Raw genomic sequence first — 18,343 nt, 5'->3', positions numbered from 1 at the left:
GGGGTGTCTCGAGTGCCCGCGGCGCTCAGTAGGCGAAGGCGAGGGGCTTGTCGGCGTCGGCGTCGGCGTCGGGACCGCGCAGCACCGGGTCCTTGTCCGGGGGCTGCTCACTGGTGACCGGGCCCGCCTTGGCGTACTTCACCATCAGCCGCACCTCGACCACCGCGAGCACCGTGTACAGCGCGATGAACACGCTCAGCGCGATGATCTGCACGGTCACCGAGACGTTGGGGGAGACCGCGCTGGAGGTCTTCATCAGCCCGTAGACGGCCCAGGGCTGACGCCCCATCTCGGTGAAGATCCAGCCGAAGCTGTTGGCGATCAGCGGGAAGCCGAGGGTGAGGATCCCGCAGCGCCAGCCCCACGTGGTGAGGAAGGGGCCGAGTTCGCGGTTCCTGGTGAGCATCAGCGGCGGCACCTCGTCGTCGCCGGTGCGTCGTTCCGGGGCCAGCCAGCGCTTCTTGCGGGTGAGCCAGAGCCCGGCGATACCGCAGACGAAGGAGGTCATCCCGAAGCCGATCATCAGCCGGAAGCCCCAGAAGGTGACGAAGATGTTGGGGATGTAGTCGGCGGGCTTGCCGCCGTACCTGGCGGCCTCGGCCGCGGCGACGTTGTTGATGCCGGGCACGGCCTCGGTGAAGTTGCTGTGCGCCAGGAAGGAGAGCAGGCCGGGGATCGACAGCTCGACCGAGTTGTCGCCCTTGGCGACGTCCCCTATCGCGAACACCGAGAAGGGCGCGGGCGCGGCGGTCTCCCACAGCGCCTCGGCGGAGGCCATCTTCATCGGCTGCTGCTCGAACATGACCTTGCCCAGGGTGTCGCCGGTGATCGCGACGCCGAGGCCGGAGACCACCGCGAGCACCAGCCCGAGCCGCAGCGAGGTGCGCATGGCGGCGGTCTTCTTGCGGTCGACCGGCAGCCCCTTGTCCTGCATCCGCTTGGTCTTCCGCAGGTGGTAGCAGGAGATGCCGACCACGAAGGCGGCGCCGGTCAGGAAGGCGGCGGTGAGGGTGTGCAGCACCACCACGATGGTGGTGTTCTGGAACAGCACGTCGGTGATGCTGGTCAGCTGGGCCTTGCCGGTGGCCTGGTTGACCCGGTAGCCGACCGGGTGCTGCATCCAGGAGTTGGCGGAGAGGATGAAGTACGCGGAGAGCACGGTCCCGATGGCGACCATCCACATGCAGGCGCAGTGGATCCGCTTCGGCAGCTTGTCCCAGCCGAAGATCCACAGTCCGATGAAGGTGGACTCGAAGAAGAACGCGAGCAGGGCCTCCATCGCCAGCGGGGCGCCGAAGACGTCCCCGACGAAGCGGGAGTACTGCGACCAGTTCATCCCGAACTGGAACTCCTGGACGATCCCGGTGGCCACGCCGAGGGCCATGTTGATCAGGAAGAGCTTTCCCCAGAACTTGGTGGCGTGGAAGTACTTCTCCTTGCCGGTCCGCACGTACCCGGTCTCCAGGCCGGCCGTGATGGCCGCGAGCGCGATCGTGAGCGGGACGAACAGGAAGTGGTAGACGGTGGTCGCGCCGAATTGCAGCCGGGCCACCGTGTCCGAAGCCAGAGCGAGATTCACGTCGCCGCCTCCGCTGAGACTGTGCATGCCACGTAGTCACCGCACGAGCACGCGCTGTCGAGCGCTCGTGAATGTGAACACTTTCACAAGATATTCTGGCGCACGCGGAGGAGTGCTCGATGCCAGAACGTGCGTGTCCTCCGCCACACCTGCGACCAGCGCAGACGGCGGAGGACAGCGGAGAGAGCGGCTAGTTGACGGGTAGTCTCACGCGGAACAGCGCGCCGGAACCCGGGCGGCTCTCCACCTCGACGTCACCGCTGTGCGCGGCGACCAGAGCGGAGACGATGGCCAGGCCCAGACCCGCGCCGCCGCCCTCCTGCCGACTGCGGGAGGCGTCCACCCGGTAGAAGCGCTCGAACACCCGGGTCGCCTGCTCCGGGGTCAGCCCCGGGCCCTGGTCGGCGACCTCGATCACGCCGTGGCCGTCCACCGTGCCCACGCCGATGCGTACCGGGGTGCCGGGCGGAGTGTGCCGGACCGCGTTGCCGACCAGGTTGGTCACCACCTGCCGCAGCCGTGCCTCGTCGCCGAGGACCAGCGCGGCCGAGGGCGCGGTGGCGCCGCCGGGGCCGGTCAGCGAGACCGGACGGGTCGGGTCCAGCGCGGTGGTGTCGTGCAGCGCGTCGGCGGCCAGGGTGCGCAGGTCCATCGGGGCCAGCTCGATCGGCCGCTGCTCGTCCAGCCGGGCCAGCATCAGCAGGTCCTCGACCAGGCCGCCCATGCGGACCGCCTCGCTCTCGATCCTGGCCATGGTGCGCTTGATGTCGGCGTCCTCGCTGAGCGCGCCCATCCGGTAGAGCTCGGCGAAGCCGCGGATGCCCGCGAGCGGGGTGCGCAGCTCGTGGCTGGCGTCCGCGACGAAGGCCCGCATCCGGTTCTCCGAGGCGGCGCGGGCGGCGAAGGCCGTCTCGATCTGCTCCAGCATCGAGTTCAGCGAGTTGGACAGCCGGCCGACCTCGGTCCGGTGCGAGGCCTCGGGCATCCGGTTGGACAGCGGGTGCCCGGCCGCGATCTCGGTGGCCGTGGTCTCGATCTGCTCCAGCGGCTTCAGCCCGGCCCGGACCGCGAACCAGCCGACGCCGGTCACCAGCAGCAGCACCACCATCCCGATCACCCAGAAGCCGTCGGTGAGGTTGCCGATGGTCTCATTGGCCTCGGTCAGGCTGCCGACGAAGACCACGTCGGTGTTGGGCTCGGCGGTCTCCACCAGCAGCCGCCAGTGCCCGAAGGTGAAGGGATCGCTCCCGGCGTGCGCGTTGAGCTGCGCGAAGGTCATCGAGGCCAGGTCGGGACGGTCCTGGCCGGCGGCCCCGCCGCTCCAGCTGACCGCGACCGGGCCGGAGCCGTTGGACTGCGCGGCGCCCACGAAGGTGCTGGACGCCCAGCTGAAGCCGGCGTGCGGCATCACCGGGATGCGCCCGGCCCGGGCCATCCCGGTGATCTGCTTGTCCACCCGGGCCACCAGCTGGCTCCGCAGCGTGGTCAGCACCAGCGCGTCGCTGACCACCAGGCCCACCACGACCAGCGCGACCGCCAGGCACAGCAGCCGCAGCCGCAGCGAGAAGGAGGAGAAACGGACCCGGCGCAGCCGCAGGTAGAGGCCCCGCAGACGGTCCGCGGCCGTCTGCGGGCCGCTACGCGGCAGGTCGGCGGAGTACATAGCCGATGCCGCGCACCGTGTGGATCAGCTTGGGCAGGCCGTTGGCCCCGGAGTCGACCTTGCGGCGCAGGTAGGAGATGTACGACTCGACGATGCTGAGATCGCCGCCGAAGTCGTAGGCCCACACGTGGTCCAGGATCTGCATCTTGGACACCACCCGGCCGGTGTTGTTCATCAGGTACTCAAGCAGCTTGAACTCGGTGGGCGACAGCGACACCGGGCGGCCGGCCCGGTGCACCTGGTGGCCGACCGGGTCGAGCTCCAGGTCGCCGACGATCAGGTGGTCCTCGTCGGCGACGCCGCCGGTGCGGCGCAGGATCGCCCGGATCCGGGCGATCAGCTCCTCCAGGCTGAAGGGCTTGGTGACGTAGTCGTCGCCGCCCGCGGTGAGCCCGCTGATCTTGTCGTCGACGCCGTCCTTGGCGGTCAGGAAGATCACCGGGATCCGGTCCCGCTCGGCGCCCCTGGTGGCCGTGCCGGAGTCGTCCCGCAACCGGCGGACGACCGCGAAGCCGTCCATGTCCGGCAGCATCACGTCGAGCACGACCAGGTCGGGACGGTCCCGGGCGACCGCCGTGACCGCTTCCGCGCCCGAGGCTGCGGAGGACACCCGGAAACCCGCGAACCGCAGCGACGCGGACAGCAGTTCCCGGATGTTGGGCTCGTCGTCGACGACCAACAGGCTGGCTTCGGTGGTGTCCATGTGTTCGGCCCCGATAGTAAGGATGAGGGAGTTATCGGAACGTACGCGTCCCAGATGAAGAAGACATGAGTGTCAGCTGTGCGAATCCTCAGCCCGCGGCTCCGGTGCCGGTACCGGTGCTGCCGCCCTCGGTGACGCTGCTGGCGGTGACGTTGCCGGAGGAGTCGGTGGTGCCCTTGACGGTGACCGTCTGACCCGGCTGGATCTGGCTGACGGTGCCGCTCTGGGCGATGCTGACGGTGGTGGAGCTGCCGGTGGTGATCTTGACGATGTTGCCGGAGCTGTTGGTCACGTAGATGGTGTTGCCGTCGACCAGCTTCACCGTACCGGTGGTCGCGCCGCCGCTCGCGCCGCCCGCCCCGCCGAAGCCGCCGAAACCGCCGTAGCCGCCCGCACCCGAGCCGGTGGCGGCCCCGGCACCGCCGGTCCGGCCGCTGCCGGTGGCCCCGGTGCCGCCCGCGCCGGAGCGCAGCTTGGCGAAGGCCGAGGCCGCGTTGCCGGAGCCGCTGTTGTTGTTCTTCTCCACCAGGGCGCCGCCCGCGAACGCCCCGGCCGCGATCACCCCGGCGGCAAGCAGCAGCGACAGCCACGGCAGCTTGCGGCGCGGCGGCGCGGCCAGCTCGGCGCCGATGTCCCGGGCGTCCGGGGGCTCGGCCAGGATGTCCTCCGGGCTGATCATCAGCTGCTGGGTGCTGTCGTCCAGGAGTTCGGGCTCCAGGACTTCCGGCTCCAGCGCGGGATCCTCCCGGAGCCCGGGGACGATCCCGGGTTCCGGCTTGGCGAGTTCGGTACGGCGTGCGGCCATGTCCGCATCCTCCCTGGGAAGTTGGTGGCTGTCACTCATGGCGCAGCGCATCGATCGGGCGCAGGCTGGCCGCGCGGTTGGCGGGGTAGCTGCCGAAGAACAGGCCGATGGCGACGGCGATCCCGAAGGATCCGTAGACCGAGGCCGGGATCACCACCGGCTTGATGCCGACGATGGTGAAGTGCGACCCGATCAGCGCCGTGACCACGCCGAGCCCGCCGCCGATCAGTGACAGCAGCGTCGACTCGGCCAGGAACTGGCCCATGATCACGCCCTTGGGCGCCCCGATGGCCTTGCGGATGCCGATCTCCCGGGTCCGCTCGGTCACCGTGACCAGCATGATGTTGGTGATCCCGATCCCGCCGACCAGCAGCGAGATCGCCGCGACCGCGCCCAGCAGCACCGTCAGCGTCTGGGTGCTGGAGGAGCGGGTGGCCAGCAGCGTGGTCTGGCTGCTGACCTGGAAGTCGACCGCCGAGGAACTGCTGATCCCGTGGGTGCCCATCAGGATGGTGGTGATCTCGTTGGTCGCGTCGGTGGTGTCGGCCGCCGACTTCGCCTCGACCAGGATCTGGCTCAGCGAGCCGAAGCCGGTGAAGGCGTTCTGCACCGACGGCAGCGGCGCGATGACCGTGTCATCGGGGTTGTTGAAGCTGCTGGTGCTGGTGCCCTTGGTGGCCAGCTCGCCGACCACGGTGAACGGCGTGCCGCCCAGGGTGATCACCTTGCCGATCGGGCTGGCCGTCCCGAACAGGTCCGCGGCGGTGGTCGAGCCGATCACGCAGACCTTGCGCGAGTTGAGCACGTCGTCGTCGCTGAAGTAGTCACCGGTGGTGACCTTGCTGTTGGACGCCTCGAAGTAGGCCGGGTAGGTGCCGATCACCGAACTGACGCTGTGCGACACCCCGTTGTAGATCGCCGTCTGCGAGGTGGTGACCTCGGGGGCGACCCCGGCGATGTCCGGTGCCTGCGCGGTGTCGGCCAGCGCCTTGGCGTCGGCCACGGTCAGCGGCTGGACGGTGGTCGCGGTCGAGGTGGCCGAGGACGTGCCCGAGGTCACCGTCAGCGAGTTGGTGCCCAGCGCGTCGATGGAGTTCACGACGGCCTGCTCGGAGCCGTTGCCGACGGCGAGCAGCAGGATCACCGCCGCGACCCCGATCAGGATGCCGAGCATGGTCAGTCCGGAACGGACCTTGTTGGCCGCGAGTCCGCCGACGGCGAAGCGCAGCGTCTGGAGCGGGTTCACCCCTGGGCTCCTGTCTGTGCGTGCAGGGAGTGCTCGGCGAATTCGAGCGGATCGAGCAGCGCCGGCGGCGGTCCGACGACCGGCGCCTGCCGCACATCGGACTTGACCTGGCCGTCGACCAGCCGGACCACGCGCTTGGCGTGCCGGGCCACCTCGTCCTCGTGGGTGATCAGCACCACCGTGCGGCCGGAGGCGTTCAGCCGGTCCACGATCGCCAGCACGTCGTCGGTGCTGCGGGTGTCCAGGTTTCCGGTCGGCTCGTCCGCCAGCAGCATCGCCGGGGCGCTGACCAGGGCACGGGCCACGGCGACGCGCTGCTGCTGGCCGCCGGACAACTCGTTCGGCCGGTGGTCCGCCCGGTCGGCCAGACCGACCATGCTCAGCGCCGCCATCGCCCGGCGGCGGCGCTCGGCCGACTTGACCCCGGCGTACGCCAGCGGCAGCTCCACCTGGGCGACCGCGGTGGTGCGCGGGACCAGGTTGAACGACTGGAAGATGAAGCCGATCTTGCGGTTGCGGACCAGCGACAGCTGGTGCTCGTCCAGACCGCCGACGTCGATCCCGTCCAGCAGGTAGCGGCCCGAGGTCGGCGCGTCCAGGCAGCCGAGGATGTTCATCAGCGTCGACTTGCCGGAGCCCGAACTGCCCATGATCGCGACGAAGTCGCCCTGGTGGATGCTGAGGTCCACGCCCAGCGGGCGGCCCTCGGCGTCCTTCGGTCCGGACAGCGCGTGCACCGCGGCCTCGCCCAGGCCGTAGCTCTTGACCAGCCGCTGCACCCGGATCACCGGGATCGGGCCGCGTTCCGGGGCCGGCCGCGCCGCCTCGACCCGGGTGTTGCGCCGGCGCAGCGCCGGGAGGGAGTGGCTCATCCCTTGCCACCGCCCGTCAGACCGGCGCCGACGCCCGAACCGCCGCGGCCGCCACCGGCGCCGCCGGGGAACGCGCCGCTCGGGAAGCCGTTGCTGCCGCCCGCCGAGACCTGGGTCTCGACGACCTTCTCACCGAGCGAGAGCCCGCTGCTGACCTGTACCTCGGTGTCGCCCTCGACGCCCGCCACCACGTTCACCCGGCTGCTGCTGCCGTCCGCGTTGAGCAGGGTGACCGTGGAACTGGCGCCGGTCCCGCTGATCGCGTTGGTCGGCACGTACAGCGCGTTGTCGGCCTCGGCGGTGGTCACCTGGACGCTGGCCGACAGGCCGGTGCGCAGGTTGCTGGTGTCGCTGGTGATCGCCAGCAGCGCCGCGTACTGCACCGCGCTGGAGGAGCCGGAGGAGGAGCTGCTCACCGGGAGCGAACTGATCGACAGCACCTTGGCGTCCAGGCTGGAACCGGCCTCGGCGTTCAGCGAGACCGTCGCGGACTGCCCGGCCTGCAGCTTGAGCGCGTCGGCCTCGGAGAAGTCGGCGGTGACCTCCATCCCGGTCGGGTTGGTGATCACCACGAACCCGGAGGGGGTGCTGGAGGAGGAGGCGGAGGACGAGGCGGACGAGCCGCTGCCGGAGCCGCCGCCCGAACCCGAGCCGCTGCCGCTACCGGTGCCGGAACCCGAGCCGGTGCTCGAACCGGTGCCGGAGACGCTCTGGCCGACCTTCCCGGCGACCGAGGCCACGGTGCCGCCCACCGGCGCGGTGATCACCGTCCCGGCGACCTCCCGCTGCGCGGCGTCGACGGCGTTCTGTGCCGCGGTGACCTGCTCCTCGGCGTTGGCGAGGTCGACCGGGTTCACCGTGGGCGTGGCGCTGGCGGTGACGTCCTCCACGTAGGAGGCGGGCTGCGCGTCCACGGCGGCACCGGGCTTGGTCCTGGCGGGGGCACTGGCACTGGGGCTGGGCCCGGCGCTGGTGGTGTGCGTGGCCGAGGCGGACGCGCCCGGCTCGGTGGGCTTGGTGGGGTGCTTGCTGCCGCTACTGCTCGGCCGGGGCGAGTACGAGGCCGTCGCCCCCGAGTTGCCGTTGTCCGAACCACCGTTGCCGGAGCCGGAGTTGCCGGAGCCGGAGTTACCCGAGCCGGAGTTACCCGAACCGGAGTTGCCCGAGCCGGAGTTACCCGAACCGGAGTTGCCGGAGCCGGAGTTGCCCGAACCGGAGTTGCCCGAGCCGCCGTAGCCGGAACCGCTGCCGCCGCTGCCGGAACCGCCCGAGCCGCCGCTGGAGCCGCTGCCGCTGGTGGTCGGGGCGTTGCCCTCCTCGACGCTGGTCAGGTTCGCCTCGGCCGAGGAGAGCGTGGCCTGCGCGGTGCTCAGGGTCTCGTTGGCGGCGGTCGGGTCGACCTTCGCCAGTACCTCGCCCGCGGTCACCTTGTCCCCGGCCGCGACATCGACCTCGGTCAGCGTGCCGCCGGTGACGAAGTTGACACCGGCGTTCGACGGGGACACCAGCGAGCCGGAGCCGGAGACCGTGGCGATCACCGTGCCCTGGGCGACGGTCGCGGTCTTCTGCGCGGCCTTGGCGGTGGTACTGCCCTCGTTCGCCGCCGCGTACGCGGCACCTGCGCCCGCCACCAGCACAAGGCCGAGCACGGAATTCAACAGGACGGCCCTGCGCCGCCGTGGAAGCACCTTCATAGCGCCACAGCCTGAACCGGCTGACCTATCGCACCCTGACACAGATCTGGGAGTTCGCTGGGACCGATACCACCCCAAGTCATCCATCAACACGGGCAAAACGGTCATACGGCCGTCCCGGCGACACCCGGGCCACCGCAGCCGCCCACCAACTCACAGGAAGTCCGCAGAGTTCGCCCAGGGCACCTCCACCCCTGTGCGGTTGGGTCTTCCCCTAGTGGTGGTGTGCTCCCCGTACCCACCACCACGGCACCCCAGCCATCCCGCAACCGTACGGAGGAACCACCGGTCATGATCCGAACCATTCGCAGGACGACGGCCCACCGGGGGCTGATCGCCGCCGGCGTCCTCGTGTCCGGAGCAGTGCTGCTCACCGGCTGCTCCTCCAGCTCCACCGCCAGTGCCTCCTCCAGCAGCACCCCGGCCGCCGGCGCGAGCTCCAGTGGCTCCTCGCAGTTCACGGCGTACCGGACCTGCCTGAGCCAGCACGGCGTCACCATGCCCAGCGGGCACTTCAGCGGGCGTCCGAGCGGGCGTCCGAGTGACCGCCCCAGTGGCAGCCACAGCGGCGGGTACGGGGGCGGCTACGGCGGCGGCGGGTTCGGCTTCGGCGGCGGCGCCTCGGCCAACCCGACCATGGCGGCGGCGGCCAAGGCCTGCGCCTCGCTGGCGCCCAAGGGCGGCTTCGGCGGCGGTGGCGCGGGCGGCAGCTCCGCGCTGGTGGCCTTCATCGGCTGCATGAAGTCCAACGGGGTGACGGTGACCGACCAGCAGGTCCGCTCGCTGAGCACCAGCACCGACCCCAAGACCGTCGCCGCGTACAAGGTCTGCGACGCGCTGCTGCCCACCCGCGGCTCGAAGGGCCCGGGGGCCGGGGCCTCCCCCAGCGCCTGACCGGAAGCGACACCGAGGGGCGGTACCGGACTTCCGGTACCGCCCCTCGCCGTCGGCGCCCGCTCGGTGCGGTCAGCCGCCGCTCAGCCGTCGTCCCGCTGGACGTGCAGCGAGTGCTCGGCGAACCCGGCCTCGTCGATCAGCGCCGGGGGCGGTCCGGCCAGCGGGGCCTGCCGGACGTCGGAGACGATCCGCCCGTCGACCAGCCGGACCACGCGCTTGGCGTGCCGGGCCACCTCGTCCTCGTGGGTGATCAGCACCACCGTGCGGCCCACCGCGTTCAGCCGGTCCACGATCGCCAGCAGCTCGTCGGTGCTGCGGCTGTCCAGGTTCCCGGTCGGCTCGTCCGCCAGCAGCATCGCCGGGGCCATCACCAGCGCCCTGGCCACCGCGATCCGCTGCTGCTGGCCGCCGGACAGCTCGTTCGGCCGGTGCTCGGCCCGGTCCAGCATGCCGACCATGGTCAGCGCCGCCAGCGCCCGACGGCGGCGCTGCTCGGACTTCACCCCGGCGTACGCCAGCGGCAGTTCGACCTGCTCGACGGCGGTCATCCGGGGCACCAGGTTGAACGACTGGAAGACGAAGCCGATCTTGCGGTTGCGGACCAGCGACAGCTGGTGCTCGTCCAGGTGGCCGACGTCGATCCCGTCCAGCAGGTAGCGGCCGGAGGTCGGCGCGTCCAGGCAGCCGAGGATGTTCATCAGCGTCGACTTGCCGGAACCCGAGCTGCCCATGATCGCGACGAAGTCACCGGTGCGGATGGCCAGGTCCACGCCGGGGGCCGGGCCGCCGTCCGGGTCCGACGGGCCGCACAGGGCGTGCACCTCGGCGTCGCCGAGGCCGTAGGTCTTCACCACCCGCCGCAGCTCGACCACCGGGGGTGGTACCGGCGCGGCGGTACGGGGCCGGGCGGCCGAGGACTCGTCCCCGCCGCCCGGCTCTCCCGCTGCCGTCGCGCCTCTTCGGGTCAGCGACGGCCAGCGGGGCGTCATCCCCGGCCACCCCCGCTGCCGCGGGCGCCGCCGCCGAAGCCGCCCGCGCCGCCGCCGAAGCCGCCGCCGCCGGTACGCCCGCCGAAGCCGCCCGCGCCGAACCCACCGCTGGTCGTGGCCACCGTCACCTGCACCTTCTCCCCGTCGGTCAGCCCGCTGAGGATCTGTACGTCGGTGTCCCCGGCGAGGCCCACCGTGACACTCTGCGACTTGGTCGTGCCGTCCGCCTCGACCACGGTCGCCAGTCGGGTCGTGCCCGTTCCGGTGAGCGCCGCCGTCGGCAGGTACAGGGCATTGTCCACCTCACCGGTCAGCACCGAAACACTCGCGCTCAGACCGGTTCGCAGGTTGCTGGTGCTGCTGGTGATCGACAGCACCGCCGAGTACTCGACGGTGCCGCTGGAGCTGATCCCGGAGGAGCTGCTGACCGGCAGCGAACTGACCGACAGCACCTTGGCGTTGAGCTGCGCGCCACTGGCGTTCAGGGTGACCGAGGCGCCCTGCCCGGCCTGCAGCTTGAGCGCGTCGGCCTCGGCGAAGTCGGCGGTGACCTCCATCCCGGTCGGATTGGTGATCACCACGAACCCGGTCGGGGCGCTGCCCGCCGAGCTGGCGGTGGTGCTGGCGCCGCCGCCGGAGACGGTGCTGTCGACCGCGCCGGACACCGAGTTGACCGTGCCCGAGATCGGCGCCGTCAGCACCGTCCCGGCCACCGCGGCCTGGGCGGCGGTGACCGCGTTCTGCGCGCTGGTCACCTGGGCCTCGGCCTGGGTCAGCTGCGAGGCGCTGACGGTGGGCGTGGTGCTGACCCCGTTGACGGTGGTCGCGGTCGGGTTCTCGACCTGGTTCAGGTTCGCCTGCGCGGCGGTCAGCGTGGCCTGGTCGGCGCTGAGCGTCTCGTTGGCCGCGGTCGGGTCGACCTTGGCCAGCACCTCGCCCTTGGTCACCGTCTGCCCGGGCTTGACGTCGACCTCGGTGACCGTGCCGCCGGTGGTGAAGTTCACGCCCGCGTCACTCGGCGAGTACAGGGACCCGCTGCCGGTGACCGTCGCCAGCACCATGCCCTGGGCGACCGTGTACGTGGTGGTGTTGGTCTTGCCCGTACTGCTGCTGCTGGTCGAGGTGTTCACGGCGGCGTAGGCCGCTCCGGAACCGGCGACGAGCAGCACGGCGAGAACGGAGTTCAGCAGAGCGGCCCTGCGCCGCTGTGGGAGCACCTTCATAGCGACACATGGTGATCGCCTCCCCGGACGAAGCCCTGGGAGGAATCTGGGAGCTCGCTGGCAGCCGGGTCCCGGCCGCACCCCCATCCACCGAGGCCCGGGCCGTGGCCACGGGCCCGAGCCGCCCGCGGCCGCGCCCGGGCGGCTCCGAAATCACAGCGAACTCCCAGGGACTTGCGAGCCCACCGGGAGCCGCCGGACGGGGCCCCGAGCGGTCAGGACTCCTTGCGGAATCGTTCCGCCGCCTCCAGGAACAGGTCGTTGCCCTCGGTCTCGCCGATGGTCACCCGCACCCCGTCGCCCGGGAACGGCCGGACCACGACCCCGGCCGCGGCGCAGGCCGCCGCGAAGTCCGAGGTGCGCTCCCCCAGTGGCAGCCAGACGAAGTTGGCCTGGGTCTCGTTCGGCGTCCAGCCCTGCGCGACCAGCGCCGCGACCACCCGGGCGCGCTCCGCCACCAGCGCGTCCACCCGCTCCAGCAGCGCCTTCTCGGCGCGCAGCGAGGCCACCGCCGCGTCCTGGGCGAGCTGGCTGACGCCGAAGGGCACGGCGGTCTGCCGCAGCGCCTCGGCGACCGGCTCGTGCCCCACCGCGAAGCCGACCCGCAGCCCGGCCAGCCCGTACGCCTTGGAGAAGGTGCGCAGCACGCAGACGTTCGGCCGGTCCCGGTACAGCTCGATGCCGTCCGGCACCTCGGGGTCGCGGACGAACTCGTTGTAGGCCTCGTCCAGCACCACCAGGACGTCGGCGGGCACCGCGTCCAGGAAGCGCTCCAGCTCCGCGCGGTGGACCACGGTGCCGGTGGGGTTGTTCGGGTTGCAGACGAAGATCAGCCGGGTGCGGTCGGTGACCGCCGCCAGCATCGCGTCCAGGTCGTGCCCGCCGTCGGCGGTCAGCGGCACCTGGACCGAGGTCGCGCCGTTGACCTGGACGATGATCGGGTACGCCTCGAACGAGCGCCAGGCGTAGACCACCTCGTCGCCGGGTCCCGCGGTGGAGTGGATCAGCGACTGGGCCACGCCGACCGAGCCGGTGCCGGTGGCGATGTGCGACTCCGGCACGCCGAGGCGGGCCGCCAGTTCGGCGACGAGCCCGGTGCAGCCCAGGTCCGGGTAGCGGTTGAGGCTCCCGGCGGCGGCGACCGCCGCCTCGACCACGCCGGGCAGCGGCGGGTACGGGTTCTCGTTGGAGGACAGCTTGTAGGCGGGACGGCCGTCGGCGCCCTGGGCGGGCTTGCCCGGCTTGTACAGCGGAATGCCCCGCAGGTTGCCGCTCAGCCGCGGGCCGCTCGGCCGTCCACCCACCTGGTCCTGGTCGTTGTCGCTCACCGGGGTCGTCCTCCACGTCGTGCCGTCGTCGCTGTCGGTCTGGATCACCATACGAGCCGATCGGCGATTACTCACCCGTGAGAGTGACATGTGGCCACCGGACCGGCCTGGGCGTTCCTCGGCGGCGGCCGCGAGACATGCACAAAACGTAGGCGGCCGACCCCAAATCGTCCCGCAGCTAAGGATAAAGACCATAAATGCTCATGGAGAAACGTATCTCCGGGCAACTAGCCCAGAACATCCCCAAATGACGGTGCGGAGCCATACGATCGGTTCGACATGACAGCAGCAGCAGCCAACCAGAGCGGCCGGCGACCACCCCACGCCCGGCGGCTGGAACGCGCCGGGATCAGGGACGTCGCCGCCGCGGCGGGGGTGTCCATCACCACCGTCTCCGACGCCCTGAACGGCAAGGGCCGCCTCCCGGACGAAACCCGCAGCAAGGTCCGCGAAGTCGCGGAACGCCTCGGGTACCGTCCCTCCGCCGCCGCGCGCACCCTTCGCACGGGTCGCTCCGGCCTGATCGGACTGACCGTCACAACCTACGGCCAGGAGCCCTTCACTTTCACGGAGTTCGCCTACTTCGCGGAGATGGCCCGGGCTGCCACCTCCGCCGCGCTGAACCGGGGCTACGCCCTGGTCGTCCTGCCCGCGACCTCCCGGCACGACGTGTGGAGCAACGTCGCGCTGGACGGCACGGTGGTGATCGACCCGTCCGACCACGATCCGATGGTCGCCGAGCTCTACCGGCAGGGCCTGCCGGTGGTCAGCGACGGCCGCCCCGGGAACTGCCCGGTCACCGCCTGGGTGGACAACGACCACGGCAGCGCGGTGCTCGGCATCCTGGAACACCTCGCCGAGGCCGGGGCCCGCCGGATCGGCCTGCTCACCGGAACCAGCACCGACACCTACACCCGGCTCAGCACCGAGGCCTACCTCGGCTGGTGCCGCCGGGTCCGGCAGGAGCCGCTGTGCGAGGCGTACCCGGCGCACGACCCGTGCGCCGGCGCCGTCGCCGCCGACCGGCTGCTCGCCCGTCCGGACCGGCCGGACGCCGTCTACGGCCTGTTCGACCCCAACGGCACCGACCTGCTGGCCGCCGCCCGCCGCTACAGCCTGCGGGTCCCGGAGGACCTGCTGCTGGTCTGCTGTAGCGAGAGCGACGTCTACGCGACCACCGAGCCGCCGGTGACCACCCTGTCGCTGAAGCCGCAGCGGATCGGCACCACCGTGGTCAACCTGCTGATCGACGCGATCGAGGGCGCGGCGCTCCCGGCTGACGGCTCCTCCGGACAGCTCATGCCGACCGAACTCATCGTCCGCGGCTCCTCGCAACGCCGTCCGACCCGCACCACCGTCAGTCCGCCGAGGCTCCCCGGCGAGGCCTGACCACCGACCAGAGGGCCCTGGAAACCGGAGAAACCACCACATATGCTCGCCATCGACGCTCATGACCGACAGCCTCGGCTGGATTGATCCCGCCCAGGTGCGTACACCGCGAACTGGGGCTTCCTATGATGGTCGAATGACACCGGTGGACCCCTTCGCCCAGCCTGAGCTGCCGGACCCAGGCCCCCGTGCGCCCCTGGACCCTCAGCAGCCAGGGGTCAACGGCGACGGGTCCACGTCGTACGACTTCTTCTCCCCGCCGCCGCGCGCGGCCGAGGAGGCCGCCGGGTACCCGGCCGGGCCCTCCTACGACGGCGCGCCCGGCTATCCGGCCGAGCCGCCCGCGTTCCACGGCAGCCCGGTCTTCGCCCCCCCGGCCTACCTGCCCGGACCGGTGGACCCGCCGACCATCCCGCTGGGCGCGCCGCTGTCCGCGCCGGTCGCCTTCGCCCACGCCACCATGGCCGAGCCGGGACCGGCACCCGCCCCGGCCGCCCCGAGCACCGCCGAGAGCGAGGGCCCCGGCCCGCTGTACGTGGTCGGCGACGTCCACGGCTACCTCCAGGCGCTGCTGGACGCCCTGCACCAGGCGGGCATCATCGACGCCGACGGGCACTGGGCCGCCGGTCCGGCCCGGATCTGGTTCCTCGGCGACTTCACCGACCGGGGCCCGGACGGCATCGGCGTGATCGACCTGGTGATGAACCTGGCCCCGGAGGCCGCCGCGGCCGGCGGCTACTGCCGGGCGCTGATGGGCAATCACGAGCTGCTGCTGCTCGGCGCCGACCGCTACGGCGACCAGGCCGTCCAGTCCACCGCCGGAACCGCCTCCTTCCTCGCCGCCTGGCGGCTCAACGGCGGCCAGCCGAGCGACATGGACCGGCTGGAGGACCACCACGTCACCTGGCTCTCCCGGCTCCCGGCGATGGCGGTCGAGGACGACCACCTGCTGATCCACTCCGACACCACCGCCTACCTGGAGTACGGCGACTCCGTGGACGCCGTCAACGACGCCATCCACGACGTGCTGCAGGGCGACGAGGCCGACGACTGGTGGGACTGCTTCCGCCGGATGACCAAGCGGTTCGCCTTCCGTGGCGACGCCGGAGCGATGGCCTGCCGGGAACTGCTCGACACCTACGGCGGGCAGCGGATCGTCCACGGCCACAGCCCGATCCCCTACCTGATCGGCGACGCCCAGAGCGAGGACGGACCGTCCGGCGCCTCCGGCCAGCCGGTCACCGGACCGCACGTCTACGCCGACGGCCTGGCCGTCGCCATGGACGGCGGAGTCACCATGGAGGGACAGGGGCGACTGCTGGTGGCCCGGCTCCCCCTCAACTGACCCGACGCCCGGGCGGCACCGGCCCGACCCGGGCGGCGCGCGTGCCGCTCCTGCGCGCCCTCAATCCTCCGGCCCCGGCACCCCCGCCCACCTGCGGCCGGACCTGCGCCCCGGCGCCAGGTCGGCATCCGGCATATACCGGAGGCATCAGCAGCACCAGCAGGCACCGAAATTCTGGAAACAATCTGTCACCGTGTCAGTCCCTCCCCCTACCATCGGAGGCAGAAGCCCCTGACGGAGCCTTCGGGGGAGTAGGTAGAGACTCATGGACAGTGCTCCATACCTTCAGGCCGAGGACGCCCCGGATTTCGAGCGCATCCTCGAAGAACTGCTCCAGCACGACGAGATACGCCAAGCTCTGCGCCGCGCGCCCGGCGCACCGGCACCGGACCGGCTGCACGGCCTCGCCCTGCGCGACCGCGCCGCCATCGCCGCCGGGGCCCGGTCCGAGTACGACTACTACCGCGAGGTCCGCGAACAGGTGCGCGGCAGCGCCGCCGGGCCCGACCTGGACCGCCTCGGCGGTGACGACCCGGCCCAGTGGCAGGCCCCGGACAGCCCGCTGGACGCCGCCGAACGCGCGGGCTGGGTGCCGCTGATAGCGGTGCTGCTGCCGATCCTGTCCGGGCTCAGCGCGATCGTGATGCTGCTGCTCGGCTTCCTGCTGCGGGCCGAACACGCCTCGCTGGGCCAGCCGCTGATCACCGCCGGGTTCGTCGGGGCCGTGGTCTGCGCCGTCGCGATCGTGGTGGACATCATCGGGCTGCTGCTCACCGCCGCCCGCGACGCCGCCGACCCGCCGTCCGGTCAGAGCCCCGACCTGTACACGGAGCTGGCCAGGGCCCGGGACAGCTGGCGGACTGCGCTGCGCGACCAGGCACTGCTGCCCTACCTGCTGGAGCAGGCGGGCCCGCCGCTGCCGGTGGCCGCCGGGTACGGCGCGGCGGCGCGTTCGGACGGGATCAGCCTGGTCCGGGCCAAGCCCAAGCTGGGCTACTCCAGCCCCGGCTTCACCAGCCCCGGCTCCGAGCGGATCAGCGGCGAGCAGGGCCAGGAGCTGGGCCCCGACCCGCAGTCCGAACCGCACTTCAGCAGCCCGGGCTTCACCAGCCCGGGGCCGGACGGGCTGGAGTCGACGGCGGCCGACGAACTCGGCGACGAGACCGGCCCCGACCCCGACCCCGGACCGCGGTCGGAGCCGGGCCCCGAGTCACCGGCGGAGCCGCAGTCGACGTCACCGGCGGAGCCGCAGTCGGCCTCGCAGTCGGAGCCGCACTTCAGCAGCCCCGGCTACTCCCGGCCGGACTTCTCCAGCCCGGGCTGGAGCAGCGGCACCGTCCCGGCGCCCCGCGCCCGCCCCCGCTCGCGGTTCCTGCCGAACGCCGACGAGATCGAGGCCGAGGCCGCGAGGGGCCACGACCTCGACGCGCTCAGCGAGGAGGCCGAAGCGGACTGACCCGCCCCGGCCCCCTCGCACCGCCGTCACTCCGTCACTCCGTCACCGCGCCCGTCGGCCGCGCCGGTCGGCCGTGCCGCTACGTCGCCGGAACGGCGTCCAGCAGCTCGGCCGCGACCAGCTCGGCGATCTGCACCGCGTTCAGCGCGGCGCCCTTGCGCAGGTTGTCGTTGGAGACGAACAGCGCGAGCCCGTTGTCCACCGTCTCGTCCGCGCGGATCCGGCCCACGTACGCCGGGTCGCGACCGGCGGCCTGGAGCGGGGTCGGGATCTCCGAGAGCTCCACGCCGGGCGCCGCGGCCAGCAGCTCGCGGGCCCGCTCCGGGCTGATCGGGTTCGCGAAGCGGGCGTTGACCTGCACCGAGTGACCGGTGAACACCGGCACCCGGACACAGGTGCCGGAGACCTTGAGGTCCGGGATCTCCAGGATCTTCCGGCTCTCGTTGCGGAGCTTCTGCTCCTCGTCGGTCTCGTTCAGGCCGTCGTCGACGATGGACCCGGCCAGCGGCAGCACGTTGAACGCGATCGGGCGGACGTACTGCTTGGGCTCCGGGAACGTCACCGCCGAGCCGTCGTGGGTGAGCGCGCTGGCCCCGGCGGCGACCGCGTCCACCTGGCCCTGGAGCTCGGCGACACCGTTGAGACCACTGCCGGACACCGCCTGGTAGGTCGCCGCGACCAGCGCCACCAGTCCGGCCTCGTCGTGCAGCGGGCGCAGCGCGGGCATGATCGCCATGGTGGTGCAGTTCGGGTTGGCGATGATGCCGAGCGGGCGGTTCGCGGCGGCGTGCGGGTTCACCTCGGAGACGACCAGCGGCACCTCCGGGTGCGAGCGCCAGCCCGAGGAGTTGTCGATCACCACGGCCCCGGCGGCGGCGACCTTCGGGGCGAGCGCGAGCGAGGCCGTCTTACCGGCCGAGAAGATGACGATGTCGAGACCGCTGTAGTCGGCGGTGTCGGCGTCCTCGACGACGACCGTCCCGTCCTTCCACGGCAGTTCCAGCCCGGCGGAGCGGGCCGAGGCGAACAGCCGCAGCTCCGTCACCGGGAAGTCCCGCTCGACGAGGATCCGACGCACAACGCCACCGACCTGGCCAGTGGCACCCACAATTCCAATCTTCATGTCCCCAGGGTAAGCGCCCCCGCCACCGTGC

General features: G+C 71.9%; 15 protein-coding genes. 4 read left to right on the top strand and 11 right to left on the bottom strand.

Annotation, left to right across the window (positions count from 1 at the left end; all coding sequences use genetic code 11):
• Positions 1–25: 25 nt before the first annotated feature.
• From GXP74_RS00440 to GXP74_RS00410, 7 genes are all read right to left on the bottom strand, one after another.
• The gene (locus GXP74_RS00440) at positions 26–1,579 is read right to left on the bottom strand and encodes a cytochrome ubiquinol oxidase subunit I (protein WP_182449431.1); all 1,554 of its coding nucleotides are present in this window, start codon (positions 1,577–1,579) and stop codon (positions 26–28) included.
• 190 nt (positions 1,580–1,769) lie between these two features.
• Positions 1,770–3,242, bottom strand: coding sequence for a cell wall metabolism sensor histidine kinase WalK (locus tag GXP74_RS00435; protein WP_182449430.1), 1,473 nt, complete (start codon positions 3,240–3,242; stop codon positions 1,770–1,772).
• On the bottom strand, positions 3,217–3,945 hold the full coding sequence (locus GXP74_RS00430) for a response regulator transcription factor (protein WP_182449429.1): 729 nt from the start codon (positions 3,943–3,945) through the stop codon (positions 3,217–3,219). The genes GXP74_RS00435 and GXP74_RS00430 overlap by 26 nt, the downstream gene beginning before the upstream one ends.
• An 88-nt stretch (positions 3,946–4,033) precedes the next feature.
• Positions 4,034–4,750 carry a hypothetical protein gene (locus GXP74_RS00425; protein WP_182449428.1) on the bottom strand — a complete coding sequence of 239 codons (717 nt, stop codon included), beginning with the start codon at positions 4,748–4,750 and terminating at the stop codon, positions 4,034–4,036.
• A gap of 31 nt (positions 4,751–4,781) precedes the next feature.
• Complete coding sequence (locus tag GXP74_RS00420) at positions 4,782–5,996, bottom strand: ABC transporter permease (RefSeq protein ID WP_182449427.1); 1,215 nt, start codon at positions 5,994–5,996, stop codon at positions 4,782–4,784.
• On the bottom strand, positions 5,993–6,868 hold the full coding sequence (locus tag GXP74_RS00415) for an ABC transporter ATP-binding protein (protein WP_182449426.1): 876 nt from the start codon (positions 6,866–6,868) through the stop codon (positions 5,993–5,995). The genes GXP74_RS00420 and GXP74_RS00415 overlap by 4 nt, the downstream gene beginning before the upstream one ends.
• Positions 6,865–8,517, bottom strand: a complete 1,653-nt coding sequence (locus GXP74_RS00410; RefSeq protein ID WP_182449425.1) for a biotin/lipoyl-binding protein — start codon at positions 8,515–8,517, stop codon at positions 6,865–6,867. The genes GXP74_RS00415 and GXP74_RS00410 overlap by 4 nt, the downstream gene beginning before the upstream one ends.
• A gap of 336 nt (positions 8,518–8,853) precedes the next feature.
• Between GXP74_RS00410 and GXP74_RS00405 the strand changes: the two genes are divergently transcribed.
• Positions 8,854–9,456, top strand: coding sequence for a hypothetical protein (locus GXP74_RS00405; protein ID WP_182449424.1), 603 nt, complete (start codon positions 8,854–8,856; stop codon positions 9,454–9,456).
• Positions 9,457–9,539: 83 nt separating this feature from the next.
• On the opposite strand, the gene GXP74_RS00400 is transcribed toward GXP74_RS00405, so the two are convergent.
• The 3 genes from GXP74_RS00400 to hisC form a co-directional block, all read right to left on the bottom strand.
• Positions 9,540–10,448, bottom strand: coding sequence for an ABC transporter ATP-binding protein (locus GXP74_RS00400; protein WP_182449423.1), 909 nt, complete (start codon positions 10,446–10,448; stop codon positions 9,540–9,542).
• Positions 10,445–11,671 carry an efflux RND transporter periplasmic adaptor subunit gene (locus GXP74_RS00395; protein WP_182449422.1) on the bottom strand — a complete coding sequence of 409 codons (1,227 nt, stop codon included), beginning with the start codon at positions 11,669–11,671 and terminating at the stop codon, positions 10,445–10,447. Before GXP74_RS00395 ends, GXP74_RS00400 begins: the two co-directional genes overlap by 4 nt.
• 215 nt (positions 11,672–11,886) lie before the next feature.
• Entirely contained in the window at positions 11,887–12,948 is a 1,062-nt protein-coding gene (gene hisC, locus GXP74_RS00390; RefSeq protein WP_370468522.1) for a histidinol-phosphate transaminase, read from the bottom strand.
• Positions 12,949–13,278: 330 nt separating this feature from the next.
• Between hisC and GXP74_RS00385 the strand changes: the two genes are divergently transcribed.
• From GXP74_RS00385 to GXP74_RS00375, 3 genes are all read left to right on the top strand, one after another.
• On the top strand, positions 13,279–14,388 hold the full coding sequence (locus GXP74_RS00385) for a LacI family DNA-binding transcriptional regulator (protein WP_182449420.1): 1,110 nt from the start codon (positions 13,279–13,281) through the stop codon (positions 14,386–14,388).
• A 136-nt stretch (positions 14,389–14,524) separates the two neighbouring features.
• Positions 14,525–15,733 (top strand): metallophosphoesterase, encoded by a 1,209-nt coding sequence (locus GXP74_RS00380; protein ID WP_182449419.1) that lies wholly within the window; start codon positions 14,525–14,527, stop codon positions 15,731–15,733.
• A 265-nt stretch (positions 15,734–15,998) separates the two neighbouring features.
• Positions 15,999–17,189, top strand: coding sequence for a hypothetical protein (locus tag GXP74_RS00375; RefSeq protein WP_182449418.1), 1,191 nt, complete (start codon positions 15,999–16,001; stop codon positions 17,187–17,189).
• Between the two features lie 79 nt (positions 17,190–17,268).
• Here GXP74_RS00375 and GXP74_RS00370 read toward each other — a convergent pair whose 3' ends face one another.
• Positions 17,269–18,312 carry an aspartate-semialdehyde dehydrogenase gene (locus GXP74_RS00370; RefSeq protein ID WP_182449417.1) on the bottom strand — a complete coding sequence of 348 codons (1,044 nt, stop codon included), beginning with the start codon at positions 18,310–18,312 and terminating at the stop codon, positions 17,269–17,271.
• Between the last annotated feature and the right edge of the window lie 31 nt (positions 18,313–18,343).

It is taken from the genome of Streptacidiphilus sp. P02-A3a (assembly GCF_014084105.1).
Lineage (GTDB): Bacteria > Actinomycetota > Actinomycetes > Streptomycetales > Streptomycetaceae > Streptacidiphilus.
This window is presented reverse-complemented; position numbering and strand designations above follow the sequence as displayed.